This is a genomic window from Leeuwenhoekiella sp. NPDC079379, assembly GCF_044542075.1.
Classification (GTDB): domain Bacteria; phylum Bacteroidota; class Bacteroidia; order Flavobacteriales; family Flavobacteriaceae; genus Leeuwenhoekiella.
In genome coordinates, this window is record NZ_JBITTU010000008.1 from 112,755 (window position 1) to 139,236 (window position 26,482).

The following is a 26,482-nucleotide window of genomic DNA, read 5'->3' on the forward strand; positions in this document are numbered from 1 at the left end:
AAATTTTAGTTCGTTTTGAGTTTTACACTAATTGTCAAGCACTATCCATTTCGCATAAAAAAGCCCTCTCTAAATGAATAGAAAGGGCAATTTTCAATTAACTACTTAAATCGTATTAAGAACCACACATTAGGCAATCGTCATCACCTTCGGCTGCTTTTGCCTGCGCGATAATTGCCTTCATTTCAGCAGCACTCATAGGCTCTGTATTAATTTCTTTTTCTACTGCTACCTCTACAGCTGCCGCTTCTTTTACTTCATAAGGCGTAGCGCGCTCTTCAACAGAATCTGGTCTGTGAATAGGTCCTGCTGTTGCTTTAAGCGTTTCTGCAGCACGCTGAGCTACGTGTATTTCTTGCACCGGCTCTTGCTTAGCTTCTTTATTAAGTGTAAACTTAATAGCATCTACGGCAGACTTTGTTCTCAGGTAGTACATTCCGGTTTTAAGGCCGCTTTTCCAGGCATAGAAATGCATTGATGTAAGCTTAGAGAAGTTTGCGTTCTCCATAAACAGGTTAAGTGATTGAGACTGGTCAATAAAGTACCCACGATGACGAGACATATCAATAATGTCTTTCATACTTAATTCCCACACTGTTTTATAAAGCTCTTTTAAATCTTCTGGAATACCATCTATGTGCTGTATAGAACCGTTAGCACGCATAATGGCTTGCTTTAATTCTTCATCCCACAATCCTAATTCAACTAAATCTTCAAGAAGATGTTTGTTTACAACAATAAACTCTCCAGAAAGCACACGGCGGGTGTAGATATTAGAAGTATAAGGCTCAAATGCTTCATTATTACCTAGAATCTGTGAGGTAGAAGCAGTAGGCATAGGTGCAACCAATAACGAGTTACGCACACCGTGCTCCATAACTTCTGTACGTAGTTTACCCCAGTCCCAGCGACCACTTAATTCTTCATCCTTAATACCCCATAAATTGTGCTGAAAATCTCCTTTAGATATAGGCGAACCTTCAAAAGTAGAGTACGCTCCTTCTTCTTGTGCCATTTCTTTTGAAGCGGTTACTGCAGCAAAATAAAGGGTTTCAAAAATTTCCTGATTCAGCTTCTTCGCTTCATCAGAGGTAAATGGTAAACGTAATTTTATAAATGTATCTGCAAGACCCTGAACACCTAAACCAATAGGGCGGTGACGCATGTTACTGTTTTCTGCCTCTTTAACCGGGTAGTAATTACGATCTATTACTTTATTTAGGTTACGCGTTACTCGTTTTGTAATTCTGTATAATTCTTTATGGTCAAACTGCCCGTCTTTAATAAACATAGGCAAACCTATAGACGCAAGGTTACAAACCGCAACTTCATCAGGGCTTGTATATTCCATAATTTCAGTACATAAGTTAGAAGAACGTATGGTACCTAAATTTTGCTGGTTTGATTTACGGTTAGCAGCATCCTTATACAACATATAAGGGGTTCCTGTTTCAATCTGAGATTCTAATATTTTTTCCCAAAGTTCACGCGCTTTTATAGTTTTGCGTCCTTTACCTTCGGATTCATACTTTAAATATAATTGCTCAAACTCTTCACTGTGAACGTTGAATAAGTTAGGACACTCATTAGGACACATTAGCGTCCAGGTATCATTATTTTGAACACGCTCCATAAATAAATCTGGAATCCACATTGCATAGAATAAGTCACGTGCCCGCATCTCTTCTTTACCGTGGTTCTTCTTTAAATCTAAGAAGTCAAAAATATCTGCGTGCCATGGCTCAATATACATTGCAAACGAACCTTTACGCTTTCCGCCTCCCTGGTCTACATATCTCGCGGTGTCGTTATAAACACGCAACATTGGCACAATACCGTTTGAAGTACCATTTGTACCACCTATATACGATCCTGTAGCTCTAACATTGTGAATAGATAAACCTATACCTCCTGCACTCTGCGAAATTTTTGCCGTTTGCTTTAAGGTATCGTAAATACCATCTATACTATCATCCTGCATCGTAAGCAAGAAACAAGAGGACATTTGAGGTTTAGGTGTACCCGAATTAAATAAAGTAGGTGTAGCGTGCGTAAAGAATTTCTTAGACATTAACTCATATGTCTCCTTTACTGAAGCAAGGTCGTCTAAGTGAATACCTACTGCAACGCGCATAAGCATATGCTGCGGGCGCTCTGCTATCTTACCATTTATCTTTAGTAAATAAGAACGTTCTAATGTTTTAAAGCCAAAATAATCGTAACCAAAGTCTCTGCTGTAAATTATTGAAGAATCAAGTTCTTCTTTGTGCTTGCTAATTACTGCATATACATCATCTGCAATAAGCGGCGCTTTTTTACCGGTACGTGGGTTAACATACTCATACAAATCTGTCACCACCTCGCTAAAGGTTTTCTTTGTGTTTTTATGCAGGTTAGATACAGAAACACGAGCAGCTAACTTAGCATAATCTGGGTGAGATGTCGTCATTGTAGCTGCAACTTCTGCAGCTAAATTATCAAGCTCACTAGTAGTTACACCATCATATAAACCTTCTATAACACGAAGCGATATTTTAACCGGATCAACCAGCGGGTTTAGACCATAACACAGTTTTTTAATACGTGCAGTGATCTTGTCAAACATTACCGGCTCTTTGCGGCCATCCCTTTTTACTACATACATAAGGCTTCAGTTTTAAAGATTTTCAAAATTATTTTGGCAAAATTTTGAAAAAAGTGGTTTATGGGTCAAAATGAAATACATTTTAACCTGAATTAAAATAAATATGGTATTGTGTATTTGGCCTAAGCCAAAATGAAAATTATAATCTAAAAATCAGCATCAAAGCTAATTTTCTGACCTTCGGTACCGCCGCTTCCGCTTGCAACACCGGCCTTCTGGTACTCACCTACACGCTTCTCAAAGAAGTTAGTTTTACCCTGAAGAGAAATCATATCCATAAAATCAAATGGATTTGTGGTATTGTACTCCTTCTCGCACTCTAACTCTACAAGCAATCTATCTGTAACAAACTCAAGATATTGTGTCATTAATTTAGAATTCATCCCTATCAAACTAGCAGGAAGTGATTCCGTAATAAACTCACGTTCAATATTTAAAGCATCAACTATAATTTCGCGAATGCGTTCTTTAGGAACTTTATTTACCAGGTGATTGTTGTGTAAATGCACCGCAAAATCACAATGAACACCCTCATCTCTAGAAATTAACTCATTTGAAAAGGTAAGACCTGGCATAAGACCTCTCTTCTTTAACCAGAAGATCGAGCAAAATGCACCTGAAAAGAAAATACCTTCAACGGCTGCAAAAGCGATTAAACGCTCTGCAAAAGAAGGACTGTCAATCCATTTTAAAGCCCAGTCTGCTTTTTTCTTAATTGCAGGAAAGGTTTCGATAGCATTAAATAGCTGATCTTTTTCTTTTTCATCTTTAACATAGGTGTCAATAAGCAACGAGTACGTTTCAGAATGTATATTCTCCATCATAATCTGAAAGCCGTAGAAAAATTTAGCTTCAGAATATTGTACTTCATTTACGAAGTTTTCTGCAAGGTTTTCATTTACGATACCGTCTGAAGCGGCAAAGAAAGCAAGTATGTGTTTTATAAAGTAACGCTCGTCTGCATTTAGCTTCGAGGTCCAGTCAGATAAATCTTGATGAAGATCTATCTCTTCTGCAGTCCAAAAACTCGCTTCAGATTTTTTGTACCACTCCCAGATATCAGGGTGTTGTATTGGAAAAATCACAAATCGATTTTTGTTTTCCTGTAAAATTGGCTCTACTGCATTACTCATGTCCGTCTATTTTTTTAGTGATTAAGTACCGATAATTAGGGACTAACAAAGATCAAAAAAAAAGAAGGGTTAAAGCCGAAAAAGGACTTGACGTTTTCAACAAAGTTTTCAACATTGAGCATAAACAAGAATTTACCTACAACATGCTTTCCTTTAATGTAATTAATTGAATATAAGTATTTTAATCAATTATATAATACTTAGAAATATACTGTTTATTAACCTCTCAAAACCTCCTTAGCAGGTGCAATCACAGGCGTTTAAAAGTGTTTTAAACCCACCTTTTTTAAACTAAAAAGTTATTAGAAATTCAATATTATTATCAAGAAGGGAACTAAACTTTAACACTTAGAACTGTCATCACAGATTAAATGGTTCACTTGAGCTAACAAGAAATTTTTAACAGCCAAAATCTCGAGTATTCCCATTTTAAGTGTTTTTAAAAAATTATAAACTTCCCTCCCATTCTGCATAGAACTGGGTCAGAAAATCTTCCATAAACTCGTGCCGCTTAGCCGCTATTTTTTTTGCCGTTTCTGTATGCAAACGGTCTTTAAGAAGTAAAAGCTTCTCGTAGAAATGGTTAATGGTAGGCGCATCTGACTTCTTATATTCTTCTGGAGTCATATCTAGTTTTGGCGGTATAGCAGGATCATATAATTTTCGGTTCTTAAAGCCACCATAATTAAACGTTCGCGCTATCCCAATAGCTCCCAGTGCATCAAGACGGTCTGCATCCTGCACAATCTTAAGTTCTATACTGCTGTGTTTTGTTTTCCGGTTTCCGCCCTTAAACGAGATATTTTCAATAATAAGAATCACAGCTTCGATAAGACTTTCTGCAGCTTGCTCAGCTTCAAGAAACTCCCGTGCAACCTGTGGTCCTACGCGCTCATCACCTTCGTGAAATTTTGAATCTGCAATGTCATGAAGCAGAGCTCCTAAGGCAACAACCATAATATTAGACTTTTCGCCCTGTGCGATATGCAGCGCATTTTTATAAACACGTAAGGTATGAAACCAGTCGTGCCCACCTTCTGCATTTAAAAGTGTTGTTTTTACAAAGACACTGGTTTTCTCTATAAGTTCGATGTCTGATTTATGTAAATGTAAGAGTGCTTTCAATAAAAGGTGTTTTAAGTTAAGATCTGTGCTGTCGTATTTCTTTAAAGTCTGCCAGGACCACATCCTGTACAATTTTCACTAATTCTTCAGGATCGTGGTTTGCTACAAGAATTGGCGTATGAACGTGATGCCTTACGTGAACTCCTATATCTTGCGGAAAACCTCCCCAACGCATCAACTTCCACGAATTATTAATGGTAACAGGCACTATTAAAGCTGTGGGCATAGATTTAAATAATGTTACTAAACCTCCTTTAGCGAACTCCTTTGGGACACCAGTTTTACTACGTGTACCTTCCGGAAAAATCACAACAGATCTGTTTGTCGCATTCAATGTTTTAGTGAGATCCCGTATTGCAAGTATAGATTGCCTTTTATCTTTACGATCTATTAATGCTGAACCTCCTTTACGCAGGTTGTATGAGATACTAGGTATGCCGTGCCCCAGTTCTACTTTGCTAACAAACTTAGGATGAAGACGTCTCAAATACCAGATTATAGGCGGTATATCCCACTGTCCCTGATGATTTGCTACTATAATTATAGGCTGATCGCGTTTTATGACATGCTTATTATCAAAACTGAAACGGGTGCCTAGTAGATTAAGCGTACGCATAATCATAAAATTGAGGTAGTCTACACTCTTTTTATGCGCCTGATATCCTAAAAGATTATAGCATAACCATTGTATGGGATGAAAAATTACGATTACCAGGCCAAAAGCGAGATAGAAGATAATACTTAAGGGGTATGCTACTAGTTTTCTCATCGTGCTAACATTGAAGGCAAAGAAAGGACTTCGCGCTAAACCTACAAATTTAAAGATAATGATTGTTTAAAATAAACACGATTAGCCTCAATTGAAAGTGAACTTATTTCTGGGGAGAAATCCCCTTACACGTCAAAATGTGCTCATGTATCTTCGCTATCAAGAAATAGAAATGAAAAGATCTCTTAAAATACGAATTACTGTTTTTCTGGTGCTTATGAACTGTGTCGCCTTAAGCGTTAATTATTTTGGTATCTCACCAAAAATAAAGGCTACTGCAGAACATAAAACGGTTGAGATTTTTTTGTTTACAGATTCAGAGATCGGCTTAAAGTCCCAGTTGCAACAAGTTGGGTATTTAGAGCATAAGTCTGATGGTTTCTGGCCTTTTGAAGCATTTTATGTAAATACTTCAGTAAGCGCTACAGATTACACCGGAAGATTCAGGGGCTTTTTTGCCGGCTTTGATTTTTCGGAATTTGTATTTTACAACAGTTTGCTTTTAGCCACCTTATTATTTCTTAGACTGTGGTGAATTATTGAGTTTTTTCTTACGGCATTTACTCCAATACACATACAAGCCAAATATCAAAAGACTTACTATAGAACCCCATAAAAGTCCGGTTTTCATACCTTCAGAGCGCTCTCCCATTATTGCAATAAAGAGTGTTAATGGCGCTACCCCAAGAAGTGTTGCGCTTATAAATCGCAGATAATTCATTTTTAATATTCCGCCTACAAAACTAATAGCATCGTTAGATAAAAACGGATTTAAGCGTGTAATTGCAATTGCCCAAAAGCCATAATCCTCAATAAAGTCTTCGAGCTTATCTTCGGTAGAAGATCCTATTAATTTATTAATTAACCGAGACCCTAATCGCTTCCCTAAAAGATATCCTACGCTAGAAGCGCAGCCTATAGCTACAAAAACCAGTAGACTTCCCCAGACAGGCCCATAAGCAAGAATGCAAACAGCCATAAGTACTACAGAAGGGATTATAATTAAAAACATCTGGGCTATCATTGCTACAATCAACACAACAGGTCCTATCCACCCAAAGGATGAAACCCACTTCTCAATACGCTGCTCATCGCCACTGGTTAAAATCTCCCAGGCCTTATTAAAAAAGGTTTGCACATCTGGGATAAAAAAGTAGGCCAGTACCAGACTTACAAACAGCAAGACCGAAACCAGTTTAGGTAGATTATTTGAGATAAATTTCTGCATGATAACACTTTAGACTAAGGCTCATAGACAAACAGCTCTTCTATGGTACATTTAAACACAGCTGCCAGCCTAAAAGCGGTAGGTAAACTTGGGTCAAATTTACCTTTTTCTATGGCATTAATCGTCTGCCGCGAGACTTCTATGCGGTTTGCTAAATCTTCCTGAGTGAGATTAAATGTGGCTCTTAAATTTTTGATGTTGTTTTTCATGAGTACTTTCGGCTATTAATGGCAGTACAAACTATATACGTCACCCCCATAAACAACACCAGGGTGCTAATCTCAGCATCAGAATTGAGTAAGCCGGTAGTATCTAATTGAGAATAGGCAAGACCTACCACAACGGTGAGCCCAAGGGTAAGCCCCATAGATTCTAATTGAATTTTACGTTGCAACTCATCAGCCGCGTTTACAAATTTTCTATTAGCAAGCACCATACCTACTCCCACAGCCAGACTTAGTATAATGGCAATGCCCGTAAGCAGTGATGATTCCCATAAATACACAGAGCCAAAGGTTACCAGGGCCGTGGTACACACCCAGGCTAATGCCCACATTAGAAGATACTTTTTTGAAAATTTCTGTTTTGATTTCATAATTGATTGGTTTTTGATTAATGTAAAGTACACTTTACAAATATAAACCTATTTTCAAATGTAAAGCAAGCTTTACATTGAGAAGTTTATGAAAATCAAATTTTTGAGGAAGTTATTGATAGGAGAGGTTGAGGCTAACTAAGTGTTAAAAAACAAAATGGATTAGAACAAAGAGGCCTTTTATTATCAGATTTTTTCTACATCATTTTCTTTAATTCAGGATGAAAAGTTTAAATTTCAATAATGGACTTAAACAATGATGGAAGAATTATTAGTAAAATATTTAAACCATTTCAAGAAGTTGAATAGAGGTTTTAATCCTGGCTTTGGCAAAGCTCCTCACAAGCCTATTCTTCTGATTTCTATCATAGATATTGCTGAAAGATGTCTATTAACTAGTAATAGATTTGACATTACTCCAGAACTGGTATTAAGATTTAAAGAATATTTTGCTGCTTTAGTTGAAACAGGGCATCACGATAATTTTGCCCTTCCTTTTTTCCACATGAAAAGTGAACCTTTTTATAGATTAATTCCTCGAATGGGTTTTGAAAGAACGTTTGATAAAATGAAAAGTGCAAAAAGCATTTACAAACTTATTGAACTAGTTGCCTTTGCTGAAATTGACAAGGAATTATTTGAATTACTTCAAATACAGTCCTATAGAATTATAATGAAGAAATTTCTATTAGAGTCATACTTTCCGGGACATACACTTGCTCTTCAAGCTAATAAACTAGGATATTTAGAAAACATAATAGAGCAAGAAATATTAAATGATTCAAGAGCTGAATACGTATTAAAATTGAATAGTATTAAAGCTAAACTTGAAGAAACTAATTTTGAAGAGGAATTATTTGTTAGAGGAGGTGTATTCAAAAAAACAGTACCTAAGATATATGACTATACATGTTGTATTTCAGGATTAAAAGTCATTTCCAATCATAATTTTCAGATGGTTGACGCCTGCCACATAATTCCTTTTAGTCAAAGTCAGGATGATACTATAAGCAATGGCATATCCTTAAGCCCTACTTTGCATAGAGCATTTGATAGAGGTCTCATAACGATAGACTTAAAGTATAAAGTGCAAATCTCTTCTTCTATAAATGAATCTGAATCTACGAGAGAGCTTCTAGATCTTAGTGGATTTCCAATTAAATTGCCTAAATATGAAAAGCATCTACCTTCTGTTGAAGCTTTAGCTTGGCATAATCAAGAGGTTTTTCTAGGTTAGAAAATTTAAATTTCACTTAAAGCTTATTTAGCTTCCATTAAACTTAACCTCATTGCAATATTAGCCAACTCATAAGAAGAGCTACCTTTTTCTTCTGCTGTCTAATCTATTTTGAGATAAACGGTTGGATAAACCAAACCGCCTAAAAACAAAAAAGCCTCAACTATAAATAGTTAAGGCTTAATTTTGCTCCCCCTCTTGGGCTCGAACCAAGGACCCTTTGATTAACAGTCAAATGCTCTAACCAACTGAGCTAAGGAGGAATTTATCTTTAAATTTTTAAGATCATCTATCAACATCGCAATGTTGAAGTTTGTTATGTCTTAAAGAACGTTTCGCTTATTTGCTTTAAGCGGATGCAAATATACACAACTATTTAAACCCACAAAACAATTTTTAAAAAACTTTTTTAAAGCGTTTTAAAAATTGTTTTTCTAAGCTTATCCACCCGTGATCCAGCGATACACATCGTTTCCGTTAGCATATAATACTAAGGCAATTAGCAAGAAGAAACCTATCATTTGCGCATATTCTAAAAATTTGTCGCTAGGTTTTCTTCCGGTAATAATTTCATACAATAAAAACATTACATGCCCACCATCTAATGCCGGTATAGGCAAAATATTCATAAACGCCAGTATGATCGATATAAACGCGGTAGTTTCCCAAAATGACAACCAGTTCCATGTATCAGGGAAAAGGCCTGCAATCGCTCCAAAACCACCTACCTGAGAGGCTCCTTTAGAAGTAAACACATATTTAAACTGAGTTACATAATCCCTCAATTTATCATACCCATAACCTACACCTCTGCTAATACTTTCTCCAATACCATATTCACGCTTACGACGCTCTGGCATTAAATAGTCTTTATCTGCAAAGCCAAAGCCTACTCCTACCATTTTTTGATCACCCATAGGGATTTCAAATTTGCGTTCTACGCCATCACGAGAAACGGTAATGGTTGCGATACTATCTTTTTTAGCTTGTAGCGCATAACTCGCATCACTTTTATATTTTATGGGGTAATCATTTATTTTCAATAATTCATCGGTTCCCAGTACTCCTGCTTGTTCTGCCCCTCCAAAAACCGAATCTAAATAGACCGGTGTACGCGGAAAGTTAACCCCAAACATCTCACCAGATTTAAACAACTGCATCCCAATATCATCAGGAAGGCTTAATTCTTCCTGACTTCCGTTTTCGTGAAGTACGGTAACTTTAGAAACATCACGCATCATTAACATTTGTGGAAACGCTAACTGATCTTCTAATTCCTTACCATTTACAGCAAGTATTTTGTCTCCCTGTTCAAAGCCATACTGCTCCATCGTAGGAGTAAACCCAAAGCCATATTTTAAATCTTCTGGTGTAGAATACTCATCCCCATAAGTTGCAATAATCATTATGTAGATAAAGAACCCCAGCACAATATTTACGGTAACTCCACCTATCATAACGATGAGTCGCTGCCAGGCCGGCTTAGAACGAAACTCCCATTCTTTAGGTTCCTGAGCCATAGCCTCCTTATCCATACTCTCATCTATCATCCCGGCGATTTTTACATAACCACCCAGAGGCAACCAGCCTATACCATAAACTGTTTCCCCTATTTGTTTTTTAAACAGGGCAAATTTGACATCAAAAAACAGGAAGAATTTCTCTACACGTATTTTAAATAGACGGGCCGGTATAAAATGACCAAACTCGTGAAGTACGATTAATATTGAAAGACTCAGAAAAAGCTGAGCACCTTTTACAAAAAATGGATCCATAAATTTTATATAACTAAAGGTGTCAATCTAATCACTTATTATAAGGAATAAAAGAAACCTCAAAAACTAAAAATACTATACAAATTAAAAGGCAATGGGCCTTAAAAAGTGCACAAAAGTAACCTTTTACATCCGCATACAAAAGTATTTACAGCGTGCTGCATCGGGCATTTAAAAAGTTAGCCTTAGAATACTTTTGTTAAGCGCGATTCGGGTTGTAATTTTGCAATCTAAAACGCAGTTTATGCTTCAGTTTTTTGCTAAGTACAAAAAGTTTGCCATTGTAATGGTGATCCTTTCCGCAGTAATTCTTTACATATTTTATACCCTTCTTAAACCAGAACCCAGCCTGCCTATTTACCAACCTACGATGGTAGATAATACGCTTGTAGACAGCACGGTTCAGTTTGTAAAAAAATACCACAAAATAGCAGATTTTAAACTGGTTAATCAAAACGGAGATACCATTACTCAAAAAGACTATCCCGGGATTTACGTAGCTGATTTTTTCTTTACCACCTGCCAGACGATTTGCCCTATTATGACCGATCATATGCTGCAAATACAGGAAAAGCTTAAAGACAATCCCAAAGTAAAACTACTCTCTCACACGGTGATTCCAGCAACAGATACCGTAGCTCAATTAAAACGCTATGCTATAGAAAAAGGGGTTAATGATGCTAAATGGAATCTCGTTACTGGTCCCAAAAAAGAAATTTATGAGCTGGCGCGAAAGAGTTATTTAGCTGTAAAAACTGCGGGGAATGGCGATAAATATGATATGATACATACCGAAAATTTTATGCTTATTGATTCTGAAAAACGAATTAGAGGCTTTTATGACGGTACAGATCCCGAAGCTATTGAGCAATTGCTGGAAGACATTGCTATACTTCAAAAAATTGAAAGTCGGGTTTACAACTAAATACCTGCTATTTTAAGCATACTTTATACCTTAATTCTTTTCGAGTCTGTTGCTTTTCCTTTACTTTTGTCTTGTTTAAATTCAATCTAAATAAATTTTGATTATTTCATTAGATCTTCTGAAGCGTGGCGAGAAAGCTATAATTAAAGAGTTTACCCTAGATATGGTACCTCTTAAGCTTTTAGAAATGGGCTGCCTGCCTGGTAATGAAGTAGAATTGGTTCAGATTGCACCGTTTAAAGATCCTATGTATCTCAACATCAACGGTAGTCACCTGGCTATACGCAAAGAAACTGCCAGTCATATTCTTGTAGAAAAACGCTCTCAATGAGTAAACAGTTAAACGTAGCCCTTATAGGAAACCCTAATACCGGTAAGACTTCCGTTTTTAATCAATTAACCGGTCTTAAACAACAAGTAGGAAACTACCCGGGGATTACTGTAGAAAAGAAAGAAGGTATATGCAAACTTCCACGAGGAGTTAAAGCACATATACTTGATCTTCCCGGTACTTACAGCCTTAACGCAAGCTCTCTTGACGAGAATGTGGTAATAGAATTACTGCTAAATAAAAATGACAAAGATTATCCTGATGTTGCTGTAGTCGTTTCTGATGTAGAAAACCTAAAACGAAATCTACTGCTGTTTACACAAATTAAGGATTTAAAAATACCTACGATTCTGGTTATAAATATGGCAGATCGTATGAAGCGTAAAGCTATTACGCTAGATATTGAAAAGCTAGAAGAGCGCCTGCAAACAAAAATTGCGCTGGTAAGCTCACGTAAAAATACCGGCTTTGATAACCTAAAAGAATTAATAGCAAACTATAAAGCACTCTCTGTTGAACCCTGTGTAAATGCTTCGGTAATTGCACCAGAATACTTTGATCGCTTACGCAAAGCGTTTCCTAAACAGGATTTATACAAATTATGGTTGGTTATTACCCAGGATGTAAACTTTGGTAAACTTGACCGTAATGAGATGCAGAGCATTACGAGTTTTCAAACCGAAAGTAAATCTAACCTCAAGCGTTTACAGCAAAAAGAAACCATTGTACGCTACCAGTTTATAAATGGTGTTCTTAAAGAAACATTGAGTATAGATCATCTGGCAGCTAAAGATTTGCGCAGCAGACTAGATCGCGTGCTTACTCACAAATTCTGGGGATACATTATTTTCTTTGCGATTTTGCTGCTTATTTTTCAGGCGATTTACGACTGGTCTTCTTATCCTATGGATCTTATTGATGAGTCTTTTGCTGCAATGGGAGAATGGGTGCGTAACACCATGCCTCCGGGTGCCTTCACAAGTCTTATTGCCGAGGGAATTTTACCCGGCTTAGGCGGGATTGTGATATTCATTCCGCAGATTGCTTTTTTATTTCTCTTTATATCTATACTCGAAGAAAGTGGGTATATGAGTCGCGTGGTCTTTTTAATGGATCGTATTATGCGTCGTTTTGGCCTAAGCGGAAAAAGTGTTGTTCCGCTGGTTTCAGGTACTGCCTGTGCCATTCCTGCAATTATGGCAACCCGTAATATCGAAAACTGGAAAGAACGCCTTATTACCATTCTCGTCACCCCATTTACCACCTGTAGCGCACGATTGCCGGTATATCTTATTATCATCTCATTGGTTATACCAGACCAACAAGTACTCTACATTTTCAATCTACAGAGTTTAGTCCTAATGGGTTTATACCTCATTGGGTTTGGTACCGCAATACTTTCTGCCTGGCTTTTAGACCGAATCTTAAAAATTAAAAGCCGTACCTTTTTTGTTATTGAGATGCCTAACTATAAGCTTCCGTTGTTTAAAAATGTAGCTTATAATGTGATCGAAAAGACAAAATCATTTATCGTAGGTGCCGGTAAAATCATATTAGCCATCTCGATTGTGCTGTGGGTTTTAGCCTCAAATGGTCCCGGAGATGCTTTTAATAATGCCGAAGTAAATGCGGTTGAACGCATGCAAGCCGGAGATTTCCCAGAAAGCGAACTCGATAAACACATTGCTTCAGAAAAACTAGAATACAGCTACATTGGCTATATGGGGAAAGCTATAGAACCTGTTGTTAGACCTTTAGGTTACGACTGGAAAATAGGCATCGCTATTGTGAGTTCGTTTGCAGCCCGTGAAGTATTTGTAGGCACGCTAGCAACAATTTACAGCGTAGGAAGCGAGGAAGAAGAAACCATTAAAAACCGAATGGCAGGTGAAGTAAATCCTATTTTAGGGGGCCCGCTGTTTAATTTAGCAAGTGGTGTTTCCCTTTTATTATTTTATGCTTTTGCCATGCAATGTATGAGTACTTTGGCGATTGTAAAACGCGAAACAAATACCTGGAAGTGGCCCATACTGCAACTCGTGATTATGAGTGGTTTTGCATATGTAGTTGCTCTAGTTGCTTATCAATTATTGATTTAAGTATTTTTCGCTTTAGCGAAAGCAAACATTTAAAAACAAAATTATTATGATACAGAATATATTAGTACTTCTTATTTTTTTAGTTGCTGTAGGATATCTTGTAACTAAATATGTTTGGAAACCGGCTTTCTTAAGCAGTAAATCAAGTGATAAATCCTGCGGAAGTGATAATTGTGGCTGTCACTAATTCTGCTTCCAAACTACATTAAAAATATAATCTTTCTGGGATATTTTTTCTTCGGAAGTTTTAGGATAAGGATGTACAGAAAGTGCAGCAAGACTTGTACCGCCAGTTTCTAGCAAACTTACAAACTCTTCTTTTGCCTCTAAGATCGCTTTGCAGTCTTCCACAAATTTTCCATCTTTATATACGGAATACTCAATACCTACGTTTCCTGCCCAAACACAGATTACGTCACTAGGGCATCTAGAGTCTACAACTTTTGTTACCTTGATTGCCACATCCCCAAAAGAAGTAAGTTTACCATAGGGTACTAGTACTACAAATTGAGGTTCAGGAACCTGTTTTTTAGCGCTTATTGAATCATTAGATATAACAATTGTTTGCGCTGTAGATACCACACTAAACAAACTGAATACTATAAGTGCTAGCTTTTTCATAATACAATAGTGAGTTATTTAATAAAGACTCAAATAAAAGCTTTACCGTTGCAGTTACCCTAAACCAACATCAAGTGTCATCATAAGTATGAAACCGCCTATAAATCCTAAAGTAGCAATATCTGTATTGTTATCCTGTTGCGACTCTGGTACCACTTCTTCAACTACAACAAATATCATTGCTCCCGCCGCAAAAGCTAATGCATAAGGAAGTATGGGTTTAAAAGTCATCACCGCATAAGCTCCTAAAACTGCAGCCATAGGCTCGACTATGGCAGATAATTGCCCATAATTAAAACTTTTCCATCTGCTAAAGCCTTGTCTGCGTAAGGGCATAGCAACAGCAAAACCTTCCGGGAAATTTTGTAAACCTATCCCAATTGCTAGTGCTACAGCTCCTCCTATACTCGCTCCGTCAAAACCTGCTGCGACACCACCAAATAAAACCCCAACAGCCAAGCCTTCTGGTATGTTATGTAGTGTAATTGCCAGAGTAAGTAAAACCGATTTATGCCAGGGTGTTTTAATCCCTTCTTTATCTTCCATTTTAAAATTGACGTGTAAGTGTGGCAACACTTTGTCAAGACCAAATAGAAAAGCAGCACCAAGGGCAAAGCCTACCGCAGCGGGTATCACTTTTATAAAACCTTCTCCGGGACTCATTTCGATTCCCGGCGCCAGTAAACTCCAAAAACTAGCAGCAACCATAACGCCTCCTGCAAATCCTAACATGGCATCAAATACCTTACGATTCATCCCTTTAAAAAAGAAAACTAAAGAGGCGCCTAAAGCGGTCACACCCCAAGTAAAAAGTGTCGCTAAAAAAGCACCCATAACCGGGTCTAAGGTTTCAAAATAATCTATTATTTCATTCATGTTAAAGTAGAATTAAAATCTAAACTTGCTTTTTAATACTTTTAAATACGCACGTAAATATGTTCTGTGGCGATTTGCGATAAAGATAATTCACGGTCATTTATACGCACAAGCATACTTTTATCAAACTCCTGAATATTTAAAATTTCTAAAACGCTTCCTAAACGTATGTCTTGCTGATCTAGAAATTGTAAAAAAGAAGACGACGTGTCATTTACCCCTATGCAGGTTCCCACGTCTCCGGGAACTAATTGAGAAACACGTTTCTTTTCAATCTTAATTATATTCCCATTTGCATCAGGAATAGGGTCTCCATGAGGATCATGTTTGGGATACCCCAAAAAGCGATCTAGCTCTCGTATTAACTTTTCAGACTTTATGTGCTCTAATTGTTCTGCAACATCGTGAATCTCATCCCAACTAAAATCGAGCTTTTGTACTAAAAAAGTTTCCCACAAACGGTGTTTGCGTACGACACGCAAAGCGATCTCTTCTCCCTTCTTATTTAAAAGCACGCCCTGATAGGGCTGATAAACTACCAGGTCTTTATCATTCAGCTTTTTAACCATTTCTGTGGTAGACGCCGGCTTTGTTTCTAAATATTGAGACAACGCATTTGTACTCACCCCTTTAGGACTTTCCTTTTGCAAGGCATAAATCGATTTTAAGTAATTTTCTTCAGAAAAAGTCATACCTATTTTTAATTATACCACAATAATACGCTAAAATATTCAAATATATTTTTTAGGTTTGCCTAAACTTTATTTTAGAAACAACATACATGGCTGCACGATATCTACTTATAATTTTATTATTGAATATTTCCGGTGTATGTTTTGCTCAAAAAACAATCACGATTCGCGGTAACATCACGCACAATAATGCAGCGCTACCCTTTGCGACGATTCTGGTTAGTGAGTCAGCAACTGGGGTTGCAGCAGATCAAAATGGAGCTTTTGAGATTGATGTTCCCGATAATTCCATCACGCTTGTGATTCAGGCAGTAGGTTTTAAAACTTTAAAAAAAACAATTAATCCCGCAGAGTTTGTTGAAAAGCCACTTAATATCAATCTTACTGAAGATTTACTGGGTTTAGAAGAGGTGGTGGTTAGCGCTACGCGGAATAGAATAAGCAAGAAAAAAGCTGCGGTGATTGTAAATGTCTTAAGTCCGAAACTATTTAAAGCAACACAATCTATTTCGCTGGCAGACGGTCTTAATTATCAACCGGGTGTTCGGGTAGAAACTAATTGTCAAAATTGCGGATTTACGCAGGTACGTCTCAACGGTCTGGGCGGTCAATACACGCAGGTTTTATTGAATAGCCGTCCGGTTTTTAGCGCTCTTAATGGCGTATATGGTCTTGAACAAATTCCGGTAAGTATTATAGATCGTGTTGAAGTAGTACGTAGTGGCGGTTCTGCGTTGTTTGGTTCTAGTGCTATCGCAGGAACAATTAATATTATCACTAAAGAACCCGTAAATAGCAGCTGGGAAGTAAATAGTAATCTCGGTTTAATAAATGGTGAAACTCCAGACCGAAGTCTCAATATTAACGCATCGCTGGTAAGTGAAGATTTATCAACCGGCATAACACTTTACGGGATGTATCGCAATCGTGATGCATTTGATGCTAATGATGACGATTTTAGTGAAATAACGAAACTCACTAATAATTCCTTTGGAATGAAAACATTTTACAGACCTAATGATAACAGTAAACTAGGCTTAGATTTTACAGCGATTAAAGAATACAGGCGTGGTGGAGATCGGCTTGACTTAACACCTCAATTTACAGACATCACCGAAGAACTGGATCATAATACGATTTTTACGGGTGTAGATTATGAATTATTTAATGACTCTCACACCAATAATCTTACTACTTACGCTTCGGTACAACACACAGATCGGGATAGTTATTACGGCGGATTAGGCGGCGGTCGAACGCGTGTAGACTCTACGGCAGCTAATAATTCTTTCGGAAAAACTACAGATATTGCTTTTGTGGCTGGTACTAAATTCACACATACATTTGAAAGCAATGATGTGCTTACTTCGGGTTTAGAATACCAACTCAACGATACCGAAGATGCTATTTTAGGCTATAACCGTATTGTAGATCAAAAAGTAAATAGTCTAGGTCTTTACAGTCAGTATGAATGGAAACCTACAGAGCAATTTACCGCATTAATAGGTGCGCGGCTAGACCACATTAATGTTGATGGCTTTTATCAAATTCAAAATATTTCCCGAAACTCAACAGTTTCTCAAACAGTTTTAAGTCCGCGATTAACGTTGCTTTACAACTTCACAGACGACCTTCAGTTTAGAGGAGGTTACGCACGCGGTTTTAGAGCTCCGCAAGCTTTTAATGAAGATTTGCACATCAGTTCTGTGGGTGGCGAACAACGCTTTGTTATCTTATCTAATGATCTGGAAAGCGAATTCTCAAATGCCTATACAGCATCTTTAAATTTCACAAAAGAATTTAATAAAGTACAAACCAGTTTGCTAGTAGAAGGCTTTTACACCACACTAGAAAATCCATTTACTCTGGTGAGCACGGGTGCTTCATTACCCAATGGTTCTATTCTTGAAGAATCTCGTAACGGTAACGGCGCCTACGTAGCAGGTACTAATATTGAATTTAATATATCTCCAGGCAAGGCTTTGTTGTTTCAGGCAGGAATTACCTATCAGCGATCTATTTACAACGAAAACCAAATTCTCTTTGAAGCTGATGAAAGCAACCCAAATGAGTCTGATGTTACAACAGATCAATTTGTACGATCGCCTAATGTGTATGGCTTTTTTAATACCAACTGGACGGTAAATGAAGCCTTAAAAGTTGACTTTACCGGAAGTTATACCGGCACTATGATTGCCCCTCACGTGATTAGCGAAAGTGGCTTTATAAAACTGGAAGACACCCCGTCTTTTATGGATGTGACATCCAAAATTACCTATCATTTTGACCTGGCAGACAACCTGCATTTAGAGTTGAGTGGTGGGGTTCAAAATGTGTTTAACAGTTATCAAAACGACTTTGACCGAGGTGCACTCAGAGACTCAAATTATATTTATGGCCCTAACAGACCGCGCACTGTTTTCTTCGGAATACGTTTTGGAGACTTTTAAGTGCTGGCCGCACCAGCAAAATAGATAATTATGAAAAGATTTATACTTCTTCTCGTTTTATGCTGCGGAAGCCTTGCAGCTCAGGATCGGGCGCAAATTAATTGGATTAGCTGGGAACAACTGGAAGATTCTTTAGTTGAAAAACCCAAAAAAACATTGATATTCTTTCACGCCGACTGGTGTGCATATTGTAAAAAAATAGACCGTGTTGTATTTACTAAACCTGAAGTGATCAAAAAAATAAATGATGAATTTTATGCCGTACGCATGAATGTAGAAACCACAGACACCATACAATTTGATGGACAAATCTTTACAAACAAACAGCATCTCACTAAACGAAACGGTATTCACGAACTACCACTCCTACTAGCTACGCGACCTAATAAACCCTTCTCATTACCGGCAACTTTAATTTTAAGCAAAGACTTTGCCGTAGAAAAACGAATTTTTGAATATTATACTTCAACCTTATTGCTTGGTTTTTTAGACGAATAAGCTTAAAATCATTTTGTGCGATAGCTCAATAAGTTCTAGCTTTAAACCGCTATGCAAAAGAATTCTTTACATTTTGATTACATCATACTGGGCGCCGGGCTATCTGGGTTAATGCTTGCAAAATCATTAGTTAGAGATCCTTACTTTTTAGATAAACGTATTTTACTTATTGATAAATCTGAAAAAAATAAGAATGATCGCACCTGGTGTTTCTGGAGTGAAAATTCACAAGCCTGGGATACAGTAATTTCTAAAAGGTGGAATAACGTACGCTTTAAAGGAAGCACTTTTGATGCTGAAATACCGCTGAAAGAATACAGTTATAATAAAATTGAAGGCATCGATTTTTACAATTCGGTTTTTGAAATTCTTCAGGCTTCTAAACAAGTAACTTTTAAAACTGAAAATTTTCAAGACTTAACCGAAACAAAACAAGGTGTTGAGGTCACTACAGATCAAAATACTTATACGGCTACCAAAGCGTTTAGCAGTATTCTTCCGCCGGAACGGCTGAAAAATCAAACGGCATTTCCGGTTTTACAGCAGCACTTTATAGGTTGGGAAGTAAAAACTCAGGAATCTGTTTTTGATCCTGATGTTGCCACTTTTATGGATTTTTCTGTTAAGCAAAATGGCAATACGCGGTTTATATATGTGTTACCTACGGCAAAAAACAAAGCGCTAGTAGAATACACCTTATTTTCTGAACATCTTTTGCCCAAAGCAGAATATGAAGCGGCAATAGAAGACTATATGGAAGGTCTGGGCGCGTCACAATATGAGGTCACGGCGGTAGAACAAGGCAGCATCCCTATGACGGCCTATCCGTTTGAACAGCACAATACAAAAAGCCTAATGCATATAGGCACAGCTGGTGGTTGGACCCGTGGTAGCACCGGTTATACCTTTAGCTATACCGTGAAAAGAACAGCTGAATTAATTCGCTTTTTAAAGCAAGAAAGCGACTTTAGAAAGCTTTCGCTAAACGACAGGTACCGCTGGTATGACAAGCTATTTCTAGATGTTTTGTACCGCAATAATGATCAGGGAGCGGCTCTTTTTACACAGATGTTTAAAAAGAATGCAATTGCTAAAATATTTAGATTTCTGGACGGCACCAGCACCCTAAAAGAAGACTTACAAATCATCTGGAGTCTGCCAAAAAAAGAATTTATAAAGTCTTTTTTAGGGTTGAAATAAAAATACCGGAAGGGTTAAAATCTAGTTTTGCTCGAGTAAAGCTGTCGGCACTAATTTTTCTAACATCCCATTTTGGCGGTTTTCAAGAACGATAAATTTCCAATCTGTGGTGCCATTATTTGAGATTGCGATAACCTCTTTTTCTGCGTGTATGGTATAACTATCTGTAGAGTCGTTATACTTCACATTATCTTTACCAAATGATTGTGCAAATGCAGCTTGTGTAAGCCCCGTACGCATTGCTTTTTGTTCTTCAGTCTCATCTTCTTCACCTTTAAGTTGCATATCCATATCATTTGCATAGGTGAGCATTGCATAAAATTTATCTTCTATCTCCTGTGCATCCTCAACATGCAACACTTCAGGATTACGAATTTTAAAAGACATTTGCGGGTTATTAAATGTCTGCTCCATAATGCTTACCAGTTGCGCTCTAGGGATAATATCGAAGAATTCGGGTAGCATATAATCCATCGCTTTCTCAAAGTCGGAGTTTACAATCGCATCCAGATATTCTGAAAAAGTACTTTTTATAGTGCTTTTATAGTCCTGAGCGTGTATTGTGAAGCTTGCAAAAAGGAAGCATACAATCAATATAAAATGTTTCATTTAAATGGTACTAAAAGTTTTAAAAGCTGAAAAATACAGTTTAAAACAAATAAAACCTCAACAGAATTTGAAATCTGTTGAGGTTTATTTTTCAATTTAAGTTTTTTGATACTACTCCTGTATCAACTCAAACGCACCTTTAGTAAGATATTCTGCGTTTATATCGAGCTGATCTGCATTTAAAACTTCGGTTAATCCATTTGCAGTTTTTCCGGGTTCTACCGCTATCTGGTCAAATAAATATGCACCATTTTCCTTACCTTTTAATTTAAGCACATAATACGCTTCTCCAAGATTTACAACAGCGGTCTGAGGTAACGCCATTCTGGTGGCTTCACCGGTTTCAATCTTAGCCTCTACAAACATTCCTACCGCAAATGTTGGGGTATCGTTCTCGTGCTCCAGATGCCCGTGTACTTTTACCGTACGGCCTTGCTCACTAAGCGAATTTCCTATTAGATGTACTTCACCTTTATACATTGTGTTTGAAGATTCTGGGATTTTAAATTGTATCGCCTGCCCTTTCTGCACGTTGAGCATATCTTTCTCAAATACCGAAAGTTCTAAGTGTATGTGATCTATATCTATAATTTCCATAATAGGATCTGCGGGAGAAACATACCTTCCTTTACTTACAAAGGTTTCAGAAATAGTACCAGTTATGGGTGCATAAATACGCGCTAGTGAAGTATAGTTTCCTTGCAAAGCCTGAGCTATGCTAATGTTGAGCATCTGCAATTTTTTTTGAAGACCGTTATAAGTTGCAACACTTCTTTTGTACTCACTTTCTGCTTTTAAAAAGTTTTTTTGGGAGGTGATGTTTTCGGCTACTAAAGCTTGTTGCCGCTCATATTCTGACTTTAGATACGCTAATTGCTCTGCCAGTTCCTGAAACTCTTGCTGTAGCGCAACAAACTCGGTATTTTCAAGCGTGATTAACACCTGCCCTTTTTTAACGGCATCACCTATCAACAACGGGTTGTCTTTAATATAGCCTCCCATAAAAGACGTAATTACGGCTCTGTTTTCGGGTGGGACATCAATCATTCCGCTTGCTTCTACCCATTCTGGAAATGTAGCCTCCTTTAACTTATCGAGTTCAAGACCGGCACTGCTAAACTGCTGTTGAGTTACCGTAACATCTGCTTTAGTTGTACTGGGTTCTTCTTCAGCATTTTTATCTTTGCTTCCGCAGCTTAACACTATAAAAAGCGAGCAAATTTGTGCGTATCGTTTAATTAAATTTTTCATTAGAATTTTTATAAAAGCGCCTTTAAGACGGATTAGTTGATTTATAGAACACTGTAATTAAGTTGAATTACCACCTGATTGTAGTTATTGAGACTCTCCAGATATGCGAGTTTAATATCATACGCCTGTTGCAGGATTTGTATGTATTGAAAAAAGTTTATCTCTCCGTTTTTATAGCTAGTGATCGCTGTTTTCTCTAGTTCGTCTGCCAATGCATTTCCTTCCTGCTCGTAATATGCAAGACTTTCGGCAAATATATTCAGCTGGCTCCTTAACTCCGTTTTTCGGGATTGCAATAGAATTTTATAATTCACAGCTTCCTGTTGTGCGGCCTCTGCTGCAATTTTAGCCGTTTTAATCTGGCTTGCCGCTCCTGAAAAAAACAAAGGGATTTTAATACCAAACTGATACCCTATCAGATTTTTGTTCAACCCATCATTAGAACCCTGAAAATAATTTACCGTTAAATCTGGTAAAAGCTGTTGAGTACTGAATTCACGCTGGGCTTCGGCCAGACTAATTTTAGAATCATAGTATGCGTTTGCGGTTGCCATACTTTGCGCGTCTAAAGCGGGTGTCAGTTGTTCTAATTTTGGTGTATTAAGTTGTAGTGTGTCTACCTGTACCAGCCGCTGCAAATTAATCTCGGCAGCTTTTAACTCTTCTCGTACCTGTTTGAGAAGCGTTTCTACTTCCTTTTGCTTGGCTTGCGCCGAAATTTTCTCGAGATAATTACTTTCGCCCAGTTCAAATCGGCGTTTTGCAGCATAGGCAAAATTCTTGTAAATACTGTCCAGATTTTTATAGAGCTGAAACTTTTCATTTACATAGTGCAGCGTGTAATAGGAATTTGCAAGACTACGCTCTAGCTCTATTTTAGTAAGTTCGGCGCGAGTCGCGACCAGTTTATAATTGGCCTTATTCACCTTAGCTTGCGCAAAATACACCGTAGGAAACAAAAAGGTCTGGCTCACCCCAAAAACATCTATAGGCCGGTTGTTTGACGCCAGGTTGTTCTCATCAAAATGATAATACACTTCAGTTTTATCAAATGTAAATGCATTTCCTATAGCTGCATTTGCTTCTTCACTGCGCAAACCGGCAGCTTTTATACCCGCATTGTTTTTAAATGCGAGATCGCGTACCTGCTCAAAACTGTTTATTTCCTGAGCCTGTGCAAAACCTCCCATCAAAATCAAAATTAGGAGTATTGAAATTCCTTTGTTTTTAAATTTCATTCCGCCTTCATTTTTTAAATCGTTATCAAACCAGGAAACCAGAACCGGTAATACCACCAGTGTTAATAATGTTGCTGAAATAAGGCCTCCTATAACCACCGTTGCTAATGGGCGTTGTACCTCTGCCCCAGCATTTGTAGATACCGCCATAGGTAAAAAACCAAGTGCAGCTGCTGTTGCCGTAAGCAATACCGCTCTCAAACGGTCTGTTGCACCTTTAGTAATAAGCTCCCGCATATCTGTTATTCCCTGGTTTTTAAGTTCTTTAAAATGCTCGAGCATTACAATACCGTTAAGTACAGCAATGCCAAACAGCGCAATAAACCCAACACCTGCCGAAATACTAAAAGGCATACCGCGCAGCCATAATAAAACAATACCACCTACTGCCGAAAGCGGGATTGCTGTAAAAATCAACAAGGCTTCTTTAACTGAATTAAAAGCGAAATACAACATGATAAAAATGAGTAGCAACGCCACAGGAACCGCTATTTGCAAACGGGAGGTAGCACTTTGTAGATTTTCAAACTGGCCCCCATAATCTATAGAATAGCCGGTAGGTAGTTTTATATTTTGAGTTACAAGCGCTTGAATCTCATCAACCACAGATTGTAGATCGCGATTACGCACATTCACACCTACAACAATGCGACGTTTAGTCTCATCACGTGAGATTTTTGCGGCACCTTTTGTATAACTTATTTCTGCGAGTTCGCTAAGTCTCACTTTTGCCCCTAGCGGCGTATCTACATATAAATTCTGAAGGTTATCAATATCTTTACGCTGGTTTTGCTCAAGACGTACGACCAGATCAAATCGTTTTTCACCTTCAAAAATATTCCCAACAGTTTGTCCCGAAAATCCCATTTTCACTACATCATTAAGGTCTGAAATGTTGAGACCGTAGCGGGCTATTTTTGCCCGGTTATACTTTACGCTCATTTGGGGTAAACCGGTAACTTTCTCTACCGAAATGTCTGCGGCACCTTCTACATCCTGAATTAAATCCCGAATTTCATTGCCTTTTTTATTGAGAATATCAAGATCTTCACCAAAGATTTTAATAGCGATATCTGCCCGAACGCCGGTAATCAACTCATTAAAACGCATCTCGATAGGCTGTGTAAATTCAATCTCCATTCCGGGAATAACACTTAACGCCACTTTAAAGCGGTCTGCCAGCTCATCTTTAGTTTCTGCAGAAACCCAGTCTCCTTTTGGTTTGAGCGTTACAATCACATCGCTTTCTTCCATAGACATAGGGTCTGTAGGTACTTCGGCCGCGCCTATGCGACTCACCACCTGTTTAACTTCGGGAAAACTATCAAGGAGTATTTGTTCAATCTGCGTGGTACGCGCTATTGCTCCACTTAGTGAAGTTCCCGTTTTCAGCACCGGCTGAATCACAAAATCTCCCTCGTCTAGCTGCGGAACAAATTCCCCACCCATTGTGGTAAATAGATACACCGAAGCAGCCAGCAAACCTACTGAAAGTCCTACAACCAATTTGCGGGAATCTAATGCCCAGTGAATAACGCGCTCGTACTTCTGTTTTAAAAAATTAACCAATCGTACCGAAATGTTTCGGTCTGAAGGGGCTTCCGCCTTTAAAAATAACGAGGCTGCTACAGGCACATAAGTAAAACATAACAGCATTGCTCCAACGACTGCAAAGCTAAAAACCAGTGCCATAGGCTTAAACATCTTGCCTTCTACACCACTTAAGGAAAGTATGGGGATAAAAACGATTAAAATAATCAACTGACCAAATACCGCCGAATTCATCATCGTTGACGCTGCATCTGTAGTAATCTCATCTTTAAGTTGGCGGGTTTCCGTAGTGGTAAGTTCTCTTATCGTGTTTTGTTTTTGTGCCATTTTATAAGCCACAAACTCTACAATAATTACTGCGCCGTCTATAATAATTCCAAAATCTATCGCCCCAAGACTCAGTAAATTAGCATCAACATCAAAAATATTCATAAGTGATATGGCAAACAATAAACAAAGCGGTATTACCGAAGCTACGACCAGACCACTACGCCAATTCCCTAAAAGCAAAACGACAACAAAAATCACGATGAGAAAACCAAGAACCAGATTTTCGCCAATAGTAAATGTAGTTTTTGCAATAAGTTCGCTTCGGTCTAAAAAGGCATTGATGTAAACCCCTTCGGGTAAAGAGCCGCTTATTTCTTCAACCCGATCTTTAACCGCCTGAATCACCAAATTTGAGTTGGCGTCTTTAAGCATCATTACCTGCCCCAGTACTTTCTCGCCTTCACCATTACCGGTTATTGCGCCAAAGCGTGTCGCATAACCAAAACCTACCGTTGCTACATCTTTAACATAAACAGGTATCCCATTTTGGTTAGCAACTACCATATTCTCAATATCTTCAAGAGAACTTGCAAGTCCTTCGCCACGTATAAAATACGATTGATTAGCTTTCTCGATATATCCACCCCCGGCGATACTGTTATTTTTTTCTAAAGCAGTAAAAACCTCAGCTGCAGAAATATGCATTGCATTTAATTTCTGAGTGTTTATAGCAACCTCGTACTGTTTTAAGTAACCACCCCACGAATTGATTTCTACTACCCCGGGAATACCAGAAAGCTGGCGTTTAACAACCCAGTCTTGTATAGTGCGTAGTTCTGTAGCGGTGTACTTGTTTTCATAACCGGGTTTAACATCCAGAATATACTGGTAAATTTCTCCCAGACCCGTGGTAATGGGTCCCATTTGCGGAGTTCCAAAACTAGCCGGAATTTGTTCTGAAGCAGATTTAATTTTTTCGGCGAGCAGTTGTCTGGGTAGATAGGTACCCATTTCATCTTCAAAAACTACAGTTACTACAGAAAGACCAAATTTTGAAACCGAGCGTATTTCTTTTACGCCGGGTAAATTTGCCATTTGTAATTCTACAGGATAGGTAATGAATTGCTCCATATCTACCGTAGAAAGATTTTGTGACGTGGTGATTACCTGTACCTGATTGTTAGTAACATCAGGAACGGCACCTACAGAAAGTTGGGTTAGCGAATACAGCCCAAAAGCCACAATCGCGGCGGTAAACAACAGGATAATTAATTTATTCCTGATGCTAAAAGTTATAATTGCATTAAGCATAGCATTAAAATAAAAACGTTAAAACATACTATTCTTAAACCGGTAGGGATAAGA

Annotated in this window: 23 protein-coding genes and 1 tRNA gene; 9 read left to right on the plus strand and 15 right to left on the minus strand. The window is 37.9% G+C overall.

What is annotated here, in order from left to right; all coding sequences use genetic code 11:
* Nucleotides 1-115: 115 nt before the first annotated feature.
* From ACIGAM_RS14755 to ACIGAM_RS14770, 4 genes are all read right to left on the minus strand, one after another.
* Entirely contained in the window at nucleotides 116-2,644 is a 2,529-nt protein-coding gene (locus ACIGAM_RS14755; protein WP_396512240.1) for a ribonucleoside-diphosphate reductase subunit alpha, read from the minus strand.
* Nucleotides 2,645-2,790: 146 nt separating this feature from the next.
* Nucleotides 2,791-3,777, minus strand: coding sequence for a ribonucleotide-diphosphate reductase subunit beta (locus ACIGAM_RS14760; protein WP_396512241.1), 987 nt, complete (start codon nucleotides 3,775-3,777; stop codon nucleotides 2,791-2,793).
* A 447-nt stretch (nucleotides 3,778-4,224) separates the two neighbouring features.
* Complete coding sequence (locus ACIGAM_RS14765; protein ID WP_396512242.1) at nucleotides 4,225-4,965, minus strand: HD domain-containing protein; 741 nt, start codon at nucleotides 4,963-4,965, stop codon at nucleotides 4,225-4,227.
* Nucleotides 4,919-5,671: a lysophospholipid acyltransferase family protein gene (locus ACIGAM_RS14770; RefSeq protein ID WP_396512243.1), complete on the minus strand. Its 753-nt coding sequence runs from the start codon at nucleotides 5,669-5,671 to the stop codon at nucleotides 4,919-4,921. The genes ACIGAM_RS14765 and ACIGAM_RS14770 overlap by 47 nt, the downstream gene beginning before the upstream one ends.
* A gap of 172 nt (nucleotides 5,672-5,843) precedes the next feature.
* Between ACIGAM_RS14770 and ACIGAM_RS14775 the strand changes: the two genes are divergently transcribed.
* On the plus strand, nucleotides 5,844-6,206 hold the full coding sequence (locus ACIGAM_RS14775) for a hypothetical protein (RefSeq protein WP_396512244.1): 363 nt from the start codon (nucleotides 5,844-5,846) through the stop codon (nucleotides 6,204-6,206).
* Here ACIGAM_RS14775 and ACIGAM_RS14780 read toward each other — a convergent pair.
* The 3 genes from ACIGAM_RS14780 to ACIGAM_RS14790 are packed head-to-tail and all read right to left on the minus strand — an operon-like array spanning nucleotide 6,186 to nucleotide 7,494.
* Nucleotides 6,186-6,899, minus strand: coding sequence for a TVP38/TMEM64 family protein (locus tag ACIGAM_RS14780; protein WP_396512245.1), 714 nt, complete (start codon nucleotides 6,897-6,899; stop codon nucleotides 6,186-6,188). The genes ACIGAM_RS14775 and ACIGAM_RS14780 overlap by 21 nt on opposite strands.
* A 14-nt stretch (nucleotides 6,900-6,913) precedes the next feature.
* Nucleotides 6,914-7,108, minus strand: a complete 195-nt coding sequence (locus ACIGAM_RS14785) for a helix-turn-helix transcriptional regulator (RefSeq protein ID WP_396512246.1) — start codon at nucleotides 7,106-7,108, stop codon at nucleotides 6,914-6,916.
* Nucleotides 7,105-7,494 (minus strand): hypothetical protein, encoded by a 390-nt coding sequence (locus ACIGAM_RS14790; RefSeq protein WP_396512247.1) that lies wholly within the window; start codon nucleotides 7,492-7,494, stop codon nucleotides 7,105-7,107. Before ACIGAM_RS14790 ends, ACIGAM_RS14785 begins: the two co-directional genes overlap by 4 nt.
* 256 nt (nucleotides 7,495-7,750) lie before the next feature.
* Here ACIGAM_RS14790 and ACIGAM_RS14795 point away from each other — a divergent pair, with 256 nt between their 5' ends.
* Nucleotides 7,751-8,731: an HNH endonuclease gene (locus tag ACIGAM_RS14795; protein ID WP_396512248.1), complete on the plus strand. Its 981-nt coding sequence runs from the start codon at nucleotides 7,751-7,753 to the stop codon at nucleotides 8,729-8,731.
* Nucleotides 8,732-8,920: 189 nt separating this feature from the next.
* Here the strand turns inward: ACIGAM_RS14795 and ACIGAM_RS14800 are convergent.
* A tRNA-Asn gene (locus tag ACIGAM_RS14800) sits at nucleotides 8,921-8,994 on the minus strand.
* 177 nt (nucleotides 8,995-9,171) lie between these two features.
* Nucleotides 9,172-10,506, minus strand: a complete 1,335-nt coding sequence (gene rseP / locus ACIGAM_RS14805) for an RIP metalloprotease RseP (protein ID WP_396512249.1) — start codon at nucleotides 10,504-10,506, stop codon at nucleotides 9,172-9,174.
* 244 nt (nucleotides 10,507-10,750) lie between these two features.
* Here rseP and ACIGAM_RS14810 point away from each other — a divergent pair, with 244 nt between their 5' ends.
* The 4 genes from ACIGAM_RS14810 (at nucleotide 10,751) to ACIGAM_RS14825 (ending at nucleotide 14,048) form a co-directional block, all read left to right on the plus strand.
* The gene (locus tag ACIGAM_RS14810; protein ID WP_396512250.1) at nucleotides 10,751-11,431 is read left to right on the plus strand and encodes an SCO family protein; all 681 of its coding nucleotides are present in this window, start codon (nucleotides 10,751-10,753) and stop codon (nucleotides 11,429-11,431) included.
* 163 nt (nucleotides 11,432-11,594) lie between these two features.
* Nucleotides 11,595-11,762 carry a ferrous iron transport protein A gene (locus ACIGAM_RS14815; RefSeq protein ID WP_396512296.1) on the plus strand — a complete coding sequence of 56 codons (168 nt, stop codon included), beginning with the start codon at nucleotides 11,595-11,597 and terminating at the stop codon, nucleotides 11,760-11,762.
* On the plus strand, nucleotides 11,759-13,861 hold the full coding sequence (feoB, locus tag ACIGAM_RS14820) for a ferrous iron transport protein B (protein ID WP_396512251.1): 2,103 nt from the start codon (nucleotides 11,759-11,761) through the stop codon (nucleotides 13,859-13,861). The genes ACIGAM_RS14815 and feoB overlap by 4 nt, the downstream gene beginning before the upstream one ends.
* Before the next feature lie 46 nt (nucleotides 13,862-13,907).
* On the plus strand, nucleotides 13,908-14,048 hold the full coding sequence (locus ACIGAM_RS14825) for a FeoB-associated Cys-rich membrane protein (RefSeq protein WP_396512252.1): 141 nt from the start codon (nucleotides 13,908-13,910) through the stop codon (nucleotides 14,046-14,048).
* Here ACIGAM_RS14825 and ACIGAM_RS14830 read toward each other — a convergent pair.
* The 3 genes from ACIGAM_RS14830 to ACIGAM_RS14840 are packed head-to-tail and all read right to left on the minus strand — an operon-like array spanning nucleotide 14,045 to nucleotide 16,050.
* A complete protein-coding gene (locus ACIGAM_RS14830) occupies nucleotides 14,045-14,482 on the minus strand; it encodes a hypothetical protein (RefSeq protein ID WP_396512253.1) in 438 nt (145 codons plus the stop codon). The genes ACIGAM_RS14825 and ACIGAM_RS14830 overlap by 4 nt on opposite strands.
* Nucleotides 14,483-14,536: 54 nt before the next feature.
* Nucleotides 14,537-15,358, minus strand: coding sequence for a ZIP family metal transporter (locus ACIGAM_RS14835; RefSeq protein ID WP_396512254.1), 822 nt, complete (start codon nucleotides 15,356-15,358; stop codon nucleotides 14,537-14,539).
* A 41-nt stretch (nucleotides 15,359-15,399) separates the two neighbouring features.
* A complete protein-coding gene (locus ACIGAM_RS14840) occupies nucleotides 15,400-16,050 on the minus strand; it encodes a metal-dependent transcriptional regulator (RefSeq protein WP_396512255.1) in 651 nt (216 codons plus the stop codon).
* An 89-nt stretch (nucleotides 16,051-16,139) separates the two neighbouring features.
* Here ACIGAM_RS14840 and ACIGAM_RS14845 point away from each other — a divergent pair, with 89 nt between their 5' ends.
* The 3 genes from ACIGAM_RS14845 to ACIGAM_RS14855 are packed head-to-tail and all read left to right on the plus strand — an operon-like array spanning nucleotide 16,140 to nucleotide 20,198.
* Nucleotides 16,140-18,500, plus strand: coding sequence for a TonB-dependent receptor domain-containing protein (locus tag ACIGAM_RS14845; protein ID WP_396512256.1), 2,361 nt, complete (start codon nucleotides 16,140-16,142; stop codon nucleotides 18,498-18,500).
* 30 nt (nucleotides 18,501-18,530) lie between these two features.
* Nucleotides 18,531-18,998 (plus strand): thioredoxin family protein, encoded by a 468-nt coding sequence (locus ACIGAM_RS14850; protein WP_396512257.1) that lies wholly within the window; start codon nucleotides 18,531-18,533, stop codon nucleotides 18,996-18,998.
* Between the two features lie 51 nt (nucleotides 18,999-19,049).
* Nucleotides 19,050-20,198, plus strand: coding sequence for a lycopene cyclase family protein (locus tag ACIGAM_RS14855; protein ID WP_396512258.1), 1,149 nt, complete (start codon nucleotides 19,050-19,052; stop codon nucleotides 20,196-20,198).
* A gap of 21 nt (nucleotides 20,199-20,219) precedes the next feature.
* On the opposite strand, the gene ACIGAM_RS14860 is transcribed toward ACIGAM_RS14855, so the two are convergent.
* From ACIGAM_RS14860 to ACIGAM_RS14870, 3 genes are all read right to left on the minus strand, one after another.
* Nucleotides 20,220-20,807 (minus strand): hypothetical protein, encoded by a 588-nt coding sequence (locus tag ACIGAM_RS14860; protein ID WP_396512259.1) that lies wholly within the window; start codon nucleotides 20,805-20,807, stop codon nucleotides 20,220-20,222.
* A 111-nt stretch (nucleotides 20,808-20,918) separates the two neighbouring features.
* Nucleotides 20,919-22,058 carry an efflux RND transporter periplasmic adaptor subunit gene (locus ACIGAM_RS14865; RefSeq protein WP_396512260.1) on the minus strand — a complete coding sequence of 380 codons (1,140 nt, stop codon included), beginning with the start codon at nucleotides 22,056-22,058 and terminating at the stop codon, nucleotides 20,919-20,921.
* Between the two features lie 41 nt (nucleotides 22,059-22,099).
* Nucleotides 22,100-26,428, minus strand: coding sequence for a CusA/CzcA family heavy metal efflux RND transporter (locus tag ACIGAM_RS14870; RefSeq protein WP_396512261.1), 4,329 nt, complete (start codon nucleotides 26,426-26,428; stop codon nucleotides 22,100-22,102).
* Between the last annotated feature and the right edge of the window lie 54 nt (nucleotides 26,429-26,482).